The organism is Bradyrhizobium algeriense (genome assembly GCF_003062295.1).
Taxonomy (GTDB): domain Bacteria; phylum Pseudomonadota; class Alphaproteobacteria; order Rhizobiales; family Xanthobacteraceae; genus Bradyrhizobium; species Bradyrhizobium algeriense.
On the sequence record NZ_PYCN01000085.1, the window covers coordinates 1 to 6,976 of the forward strand.

7 protein-coding genes and 2 pseudogenes are annotated in these 6,976 nt (G+C 58.6%); 4 read left to right on the plus strand and 5 right to left on the minus strand.

The annotated features are described in order from the left end of the window. Window positions 1-27 precede the first annotated feature (27 nt). The 3 genes from C7G61_RS41725 to C7G61_RS41735 form a co-directional block, all read right to left on the minus strand. Entirely contained in the window at window positions 28-1,020 is a 993-nt protein-coding gene (locus tag C7G61_RS41725) for an IS66 family transposase (protein ID WP_108523311.1), read from the minus strand. 74 nt (window positions 1,021-1,094) lie between these two features. Beyond that, a complete protein-coding gene (gene tnpB / locus C7G61_RS41730; RefSeq protein WP_108523312.1) occupies window positions 1,095-1,439 on the minus strand; it encodes an IS66 family insertion sequence element accessory protein TnpB in 345 nt (114 codons plus the stop codon). Beyond that, on the minus strand, window positions 1,436-1,831 hold the full coding sequence (locus tag C7G61_RS41735; RefSeq protein ID WP_108523313.1) for a transposase: 396 nt from the start codon (window positions 1,829-1,831) through the stop codon (window positions 1,436-1,438). The genes tnpB and C7G61_RS41735 overlap by 4 nt, the downstream gene beginning before the upstream one ends. A 70-nt stretch (window positions 1,832-1,901) precedes the next feature. Here C7G61_RS41735 and C7G61_RS41740 point away from each other — a divergent pair. Next, window positions 1,902-2,538 (plus strand): annotated as a pseudogene (locus C7G61_RS41740) (IS3 family transposase); the annotation flags it as partial. 332 nt (window positions 2,539-2,870) lie between these two features. Here C7G61_RS41740 and C7G61_RS41750 read toward each other — a convergent pair. Continuing rightward, window positions 2,871-3,593, minus strand: coding sequence for a winged helix-turn-helix domain-containing protein (locus C7G61_RS41750; protein ID WP_190242252.1), 723 nt, complete (start codon window positions 3,591-3,593; stop codon window positions 2,871-2,873). 900 nt (window positions 3,594-4,493) lie between these two features. On the opposite strand from C7G61_RS41750, the gene C7G61_RS46755 reads away from it, so the two are divergent. Both C7G61_RS46755 and C7G61_RS41760 read left to right on the plus strand, forming a co-directional pair. After that, window positions 4,494-4,856, plus strand: a complete 363-nt coding sequence (locus C7G61_RS46755) for an IS4/Tn5 family transposase DNA-binding protein (protein WP_244608755.1) — start codon at window positions 4,494-4,496, stop codon at window positions 4,854-4,856. 47 nt (window positions 4,857-4,903) lie between these two features. Next, entirely contained in the window at window positions 4,904-5,929 is a 1,026-nt protein-coding gene (locus tag C7G61_RS41760) for an IS4 family transposase (RefSeq protein WP_244608756.1), read from the plus strand. A 106-nt stretch (window positions 5,930-6,035) separates the two neighbouring features. On the opposite strand, the pseudogene C7G61_RS41765 reads toward C7G61_RS41760, so the two are convergent. Then, window positions 6,036-6,230, minus strand: a pseudogene (locus C7G61_RS41765) (IS256 family transposase); the annotation flags it as partial. Between the two features lie 541 nt (window positions 6,231-6,771). Here C7G61_RS41765 and C7G61_RS45715 point away from each other — a divergent pair. Continuing rightward, a partial coding sequence (locus C7G61_RS45715) for a hypothetical protein (RefSeq protein ID WP_210205926.1) occupies window positions 6,772-6,976 on the plus strand: 205 nt, incomplete at its 3' end.

A 6,976-nucleotide genomic window follows, 5' to 3' on the forward strand; every position in this document is an offset into this window, starting at 1 on the left:
GATTAGGCTCGATAGGAAAGACCGAAATTATGCGCAGTTCGCCAGCCGGAAGTCGTCCGAGAATCCCATGGATATCGGCTCCTGTTCCTGCGAGCTGCGCATAATCACGGGGTGTGCATAATCCCGCGCATACGTCCACAGCCAGGCCTTTTGCGTCTTACCGGATCCGGGAGCGAGTGTCGGCAGGGTCGTCTCATCGGCGAATATCCGCTCCCCCTGCTTGATCTTCTCCAGCACGTAATCGGCGAGCGGCTGCAATTCGAAGCCGACCTTGCCCATCCATTGCGCCATCAAAGACCGGTCGAGATCGACGCCGTCACGCGCGTAGATCGCTTCCTGCCGGTATAGCGGAAGCCCGTCGGCATATTTGGCCACCGCGATCTGAGCGAGAAGCGCTTCGGTCGGAAGGCCGCTCTCGATCAGGTGCGGCGGCGCCGGCGCCTGCACTACGCCATCGCGATTGCGATAGATGTATTTCGGGCGGCGCGTCACGATCAGGCGGAACTTCGCCGGTGTCACGTCGAGGCGCTTCGACACGTCCTCGCCGATCAGAACCTTCTCCAGCCGTTCGCAACCAGGAGGCACCTCGGGCTCGACGACGATCTCCACCCGCTCCAAATGCGCGCCGAACTCCTTGCGCGGCCGCGGCGCGCGTTGCGGCTTGTCGTCCTTGCCGCCTGCCTTGGCCAGTTCGGCTTCAATGGCTGCCACGCCGGTGGCGATCTCGTCAAATACGAAGGCGATCTGCTCATCGCTTGGCTTGTCGCTGCGCAAACGTTCCGAGCGCGTGCCGTAAAGCGTGCGCTCCAACATCTTCACGATCGCCGTCAGCTCCACGATCCGCGCGTCGGCCGCCTGGTTGACCGCGGCGAGATCGGCGTTCGCCGCGGTCAGTGTTGCAATCTCGGAGACGATGTGGCTGTTCTCGGCCTCGATCGCCTGCCGCTCTGCCGCCAAGGCGAGGATCAGCGCATGGGCATCGGCAAGGGTCGTCGGAAGCTCTGCAACGGGCGGCGTCATCGGCGCCCATCACAGCAGAGTCGCCGCCAATCTTCCAAACCTTTCAGCGCCCTGATTCAATTCGCCGCAAGTTATCAACCCACCGATTGCGGGCGCTTCACAACCACCGGACGCACCTTCGTCCAGTCCACCCCGTCGATCAGCGCGAGCAACTGTGCATGGTTCAGCCGCACCCGGGTGGGAGCAATCTTCGGCCAGCAGAACTTTGTCTCCTCGAGAGTCTTGGCAAACAGGCAGATCCCGCTGCCGTCCCACCAAACCGCCTTGATCCGGTCCGCTCTTTTCGAACGGAACACGTACAGCGCGCCGCTGAACGGGTCGGCTCCGCCATCTCGCACCAGCGCCATCAAGCCGGTCGCTCCCTTACGGAAGTCGACCGGCGTGCTGGCCACGTAAACCTGAACACCTGCCGGGATCATGCCTGCCGAACCGCCCGGATTACCGCAGCAAGCCGCTCAGGCTCCACATCGCTGCCGATGCGCACCGCGACATCGCCGACCACAATTTCCATTGTCTCGCCCGCCACAGCTTCAAAACGCGCGAACTTGATCGGTCGGGCTCGCTCGGAACGCGGCGCAACAATTCCCGAGGCCAGCGCCTTGCGCCGCCAGGCAAACACCTGCGATGGATCAAGCCCGTGAGCCCGCGCGATCGCCGACACGTTCGCCCCCGGCGCGAACGTTTCCCCGACAATCCGCTCCTTCGCCTCCCGCGACCAGGTGCGATGGCTTCGCCCCGGACTGACCGGAAGCCGCTCGGGTGTCGCCGTGATAACTTCGAAGTTCTTAGTGTCAGACCTATGTTCGCTCATATGATCTCCTGGGAACAAATCACCGGGAGATTCTCTGACAATCAAACACCGCCCGCTATGCGGGGTGACCTACACGCTAACCCCGTATCTCCTGCGCCATATGGTGATCGATCGGCCGAATCAAGTGTGGGCGGCCGATATCACCTATGTGCCGATCGGCCAGGGCTTTCTGTATCTGGTGGCGATCATCGATTGGGCGAGCCGTGCGGTGCTGGCCTGGGCGCCTGTCGAACACGATGGACACATCGTTCTGCGTGTCTGCGCTCGAAGAGGCCTTGGCGTGCTTCGGCCGGCCTGAGATCTTCAATACCGACCAGGGCAGCCAGTTCACCAGCGCCGCCTTCGCCGACACGCTGGCCGCCACCGGCGTCAAGATCTCGATGGACGGTCGCGGGCGCTGGATGGACAACGTGTTCATCGAGCGGCTGTGGCGCTCGCTCAAATACGAGGACATCTATCTCAAGGGTTATTCGGATGGCCACGAGGCCAAAGCCGGAATCGCCCGATGGATCGAATTTTACAATTTCCAGCGCCCTCATCAGGCGCTGGAAAACCGCGCGCCGATGGCGGTCTGGCGGGCCGGTGTCACCGGCGCATTCGGCGAAGAGGCTGCGGATATGACGCTTCTCGCAAGCGAGAAGCTTGGACAACGCTGCGCGTTGCCCACATCCCCACAGCTACAACAGCAGCAAGCAAGAGTAGCGTAAAGTTATTGGGAAGAACGAACGGCAGCGGCTCCACTTAAGAAACCGGACCCAGTGGTCCTCAGCATAGGGTCCACTTCAAGAGAGATCCGCGACCGACACGCGGGCCTCATGCTCCTTCAAAATCCCGATGATCTGCTCTTCCGAAAACCGGCTGCGCTTCATGCTCTGGTCCTTGTCTTGAGCCAGAACCAACTTCAAACTGGATTAAGCCCGTTGGGCAAGGTCACCTTTATTCCTGGTCCTATTGTGGGCCAAAGCGAACTTCAAAAACAGATCGAACCCGGTGAAGGATGCGTCACCAGAGCAACTACATCACCATCACGAGGGTGACTTCAAGCGCGGACAGTCTGCATACTAAACAAGTAACCTACGCCACGCACAGTTTTTATTAACCGGGGAGCGCGGGCATCTCCTTCAAGCTTGCGACGCAAACGGAGGATCTGAACATCTATGCTGCGATCTAGTATTTCTCCGTGCACACGGGTGGCCCGTTGTAGGTACTCTCGCGACAACGGCCGTTGCGCTGCCTCAACAAAGGTGACTAGGAGCGAATATTCCGCCGCGGTTAAGGGTACCGACCTGCCTGAAGGATCATAGAGCTTTCGAGATTTGAGGCGCAGCTCCCACTCCCCGAAACGCCATCGTCCGTCCTGCGCCCTGCTTCGCATTCCAACAGGGAAGCTAAAACGGCGCCTGCTCAGAGCGTTGATGTGAGCCAAAAGCCGAGCCAAGGACAGTGGTGTCGTTAGATACTCATCAGCACCGGAGTCAAGCCAGGTTACAGCATCGTGCTCATCCCGTCGGCTCCCAACGACAATAATGGGAACATCTCCTCGATCACGGAGATCACGCACGAGCTCGAAGCCGTTGTCTCGGACGAGGTCCATATTTATAAGGATTACCTCTGCGTCGTTGTAGCGGGTTAACGCTTCTGCGCGCGTACCAGCCAAGGCCGTACACACATTGTTATTCCTCAAATATTCGTTCATCGGTTGAATAAGATTGAGATCACTATCGACGATGGTGATACATCTGATTTTGTAGGAGCGGTTCATGTATCTCCGTTCTGCGCTAGCGACCTTGTTCTTCATGTGACTACAAATCGCTTTCCCAACATTTGTGGCCTAAGAGCCAGGCGAGAGCGTCACCCGAGCGGTGACTAGCCCAGGACGCGACTCCGGTGAATTCCAGAACCTGTTATCAGCTATTGACAGCGACTGTTTCTCGATTGTTCTTCAAGCGGACGTTGGGCCGCCGTGTGATAAATTAGGAGAACGAATCGGACTGCTACGTCATACGTTTTCCTAGCCTCATCGCGTAGGTCAGTCCGAAACGCGCGCGGCAAGGTTGGTAGGAAACGGGTACGAAAGTCGTTGTCATGATGCCGAGTCAACCTAGGGGCCACAAAAGATCGCGCCAGATGTCCCCCGTGAGTCAAAAGGTCGCGGCTTCGCCACAAGCTTTGCGCACCATGTCCGCGCCGACGTGAAATGGACCTCGATTTTGGGACCACGTGCTTAGTCGGAAGGGGCTGTTCCGTTTGATAGACGGAGGGCATGATGACGAAGAAGACACGACGGAAGCTCGACGCTGGTGCTGAAGGCAAAAGAGGGCGCATCCGACGAGCGCCGTCTCGACGATCCGAGATCTCTCAGCCTCCGAACGCACCCGGCGTCCCGATGGTCCTTCAAGGACCTCCAGCCGGCTCACCGGCCCTACCGATGAGCCGGCCAAATGGACGTCCTTTTTGCTGTCCAATCCCATCCCAAACCTCCGTCCAAGCCGGAGGCTTCTTCGCACGTTCATTCGAATTCTGAAGCAAGGGGTATCGGCTTCCTTTCAATTACCCACATTTGACGTCGGATTTGAACGACGCGCCGCGGGCGAAATCTTGAATCGGCAGAATCTGTTGTGATTCCTTGTTGAGCACCTGATTCGGAAGTGTGGGGTGCGCGATGGGGCTGGTGTTGACGGAATGCGCGGAGGCACGTTCTCAGCGAGTGACGACCGGTGTCGAGACGTGGGTTGATCGGGAAACTGCGGGATGCGAGTTTAAGGATGAGCGGCTTGGCCGCCGGTTCTGCAAATTGCTCGCACAAATCGGGAGCGACATGGGTCAAAGCATCCCGCTGGTTTGTCAGGATTGGGCCAACACGAAGGCCGCCTATCGCTTCTTCTCCAACGAACGGGTCAACGAGGCGGATATTCTTTGCGGTCATTTCGAGGCGACGCGCGGGCGCGCAGCGACGACGGAGGGACCGATCCTCGTCCTCCATGACACGAGGAATTCAGCTTCAAGCGCGAGAAGCCGGATCTGATTGGCTTTACGGGCAAGACGGCAGGGCGCACGCAGTGCGGCATCCTGATGCATTCGAGCCTCGCCGTGACGACCGAGGGGCTTCCGTTCGGACTGGCGGCAATCAAGTTCTGGACACGCAAGAAGTTCAAGGGGACGACGGCGCTGAAGCGAAAGATCAATCCGACACGGGTTCCGATCGAGCAGAAGGAGAGCATCCGCTGGCTGGAGAATTTACGGCAATCGACCGAACTTCTCGCTGCCCCTGCACGATGCGTTCATATTGGTGATCGCGAGAGCGACATCTATGAGCTGTTTTGCCTGGCCGAGGAGGTTGGAACGCATTTCCTGGTGCGAACCTGTGTTGATCGGCTTGCCGGGGACGGCAATCATACAATTGCCGACGAAATGGACGAGGTCACGTTCAAAGGCCTACATCGGATCAAGTTCAAGGACGACAAAGGCGATCCGGATGAAGCGCTTCTCGAAATTCGTTTCCGCAAGCTTCGAATTCTGCCGCCGATCGGCAAGCAGAAGAAATATCCCGCACTCACTCTGACCGTGATCCATGCTCAAGAGCGGGGAAGGCCGAAGCGGCGAAAGAAGATCGAGTGGAAGCTCCTCACCGATCTCCCGGTCCAATCGCGCAAGGACGCCATCGAGAAGATCGAATGGTACGGGTTGAGGTGGAAGATCGAGGTCTTCCATAAGATCCTCAAATCGGGCTGCAAGGCGGAGGAGTCGAAATTGCGAACCGCTGAGCGTCTGGTCAATCTGATCGCGGTTTTCTGCATTGTGAGTTGGCGCGTCTTCTGGATGACGATGCTCAATCGTTCCTCGCCGAATGCCCTACCGCAAACGGCGCTGACAGATCCTGAAATCAGGCTTCTTGATCACTTGGTGAAAGACAGGGATGGCAATCGCTCTCGACGAAGCACACTCTCGCACTATGTGGTCAAGATCGCGCGGCTCGGCGGGTACTTGGCCCGAGCCAACGATCCGCCTCCAGGAAATACCGTGATCTGGCGAGGACTATCGCGGCTGACCGACATCGAACTGGGAGCCGCGATCGAGGCAAAAATTATGGGTAATTGAAAGATCGGCTTCGCGCTTACCGTAAGCGTGGGGCGCCGGGGGGCGCCGTCCGGAATGCGGTTGGAATTCGGCTTGGCGAATTCTCCGGGAACATGAAGTTATCGTTTCAGGCGGCAAGGTCAATTGGCTGATCGATGGGTTTTGTGGCGAGGGTTTGCCAACCATCGACCTTGCGCATGCTAATCTGTCCCGAGGCGAGCAGGGCCCAGAACATCATCGCCGCGGTGTCGGCCGAGGGCAGCACGGTTTGGGTTTTGATCCGCCGCTTGAACTCCTCGTGCAACCGCTCGATCGCACTTGTAACCGGTATAAGATTCTCGGTGCTGATGTTCGGCTGCCGTTTTCAAGATCGTGGCGTATGGTGCGACCATCCGGGACAGAGGCACCGGGAGCACGAAGGTGTGGGGGAGATGTCCAGATCGCTGTTGAACTACGTCGGGTCGACGTTGGGCAAGCGCCACTGAGACACCCGTCGCCGCCTATCTCACTCCGTCATCACCCACCGTCCTGCATAGTGAGCTGGTCCCGGTTGTCTGAACAGAATTTCCGCGTCGATAGGTGGAGCCTCTGCCGGGGTTAGGCCGCCGCGCGGAGCGGCAGAAGGTTGAAGTAGGCTTGATCCGGCGTGCTGCCGTCAAGACTCGAATGCGGACGTCGTCCGTTGTACAACAACGTTTGAGAACGCCCACAGGACCGTTCTTCGCGAGGTTCTTTATCGACATCATCCCTGGTTTGGTCGCCGAGTTTGCGTTCATGGGACCGTCGACAAGGTTGATGATGTCGTTTTTCGCTGCACCCTGGACGGGTCGCAAGCAGATCGTTGGCTGGAGGTTCCAGCATGGATGTTCGACCGGACGGCATGCCCTGACCCCGAGCTTTTGACAGCTCAGCCGTTTGTCAGCCTAACCGCACTTGCAGCACTTTCTGCGCTTCTCGATCCGGCGTTGATGGATCGAACGCCATCAGCTGCCCTGCTTTCTAGCGCATCCAGAGCCTCTCACGACCAGAATCGGGGAGAGACCCATGTCACGCGAGAGGGAATGCCAG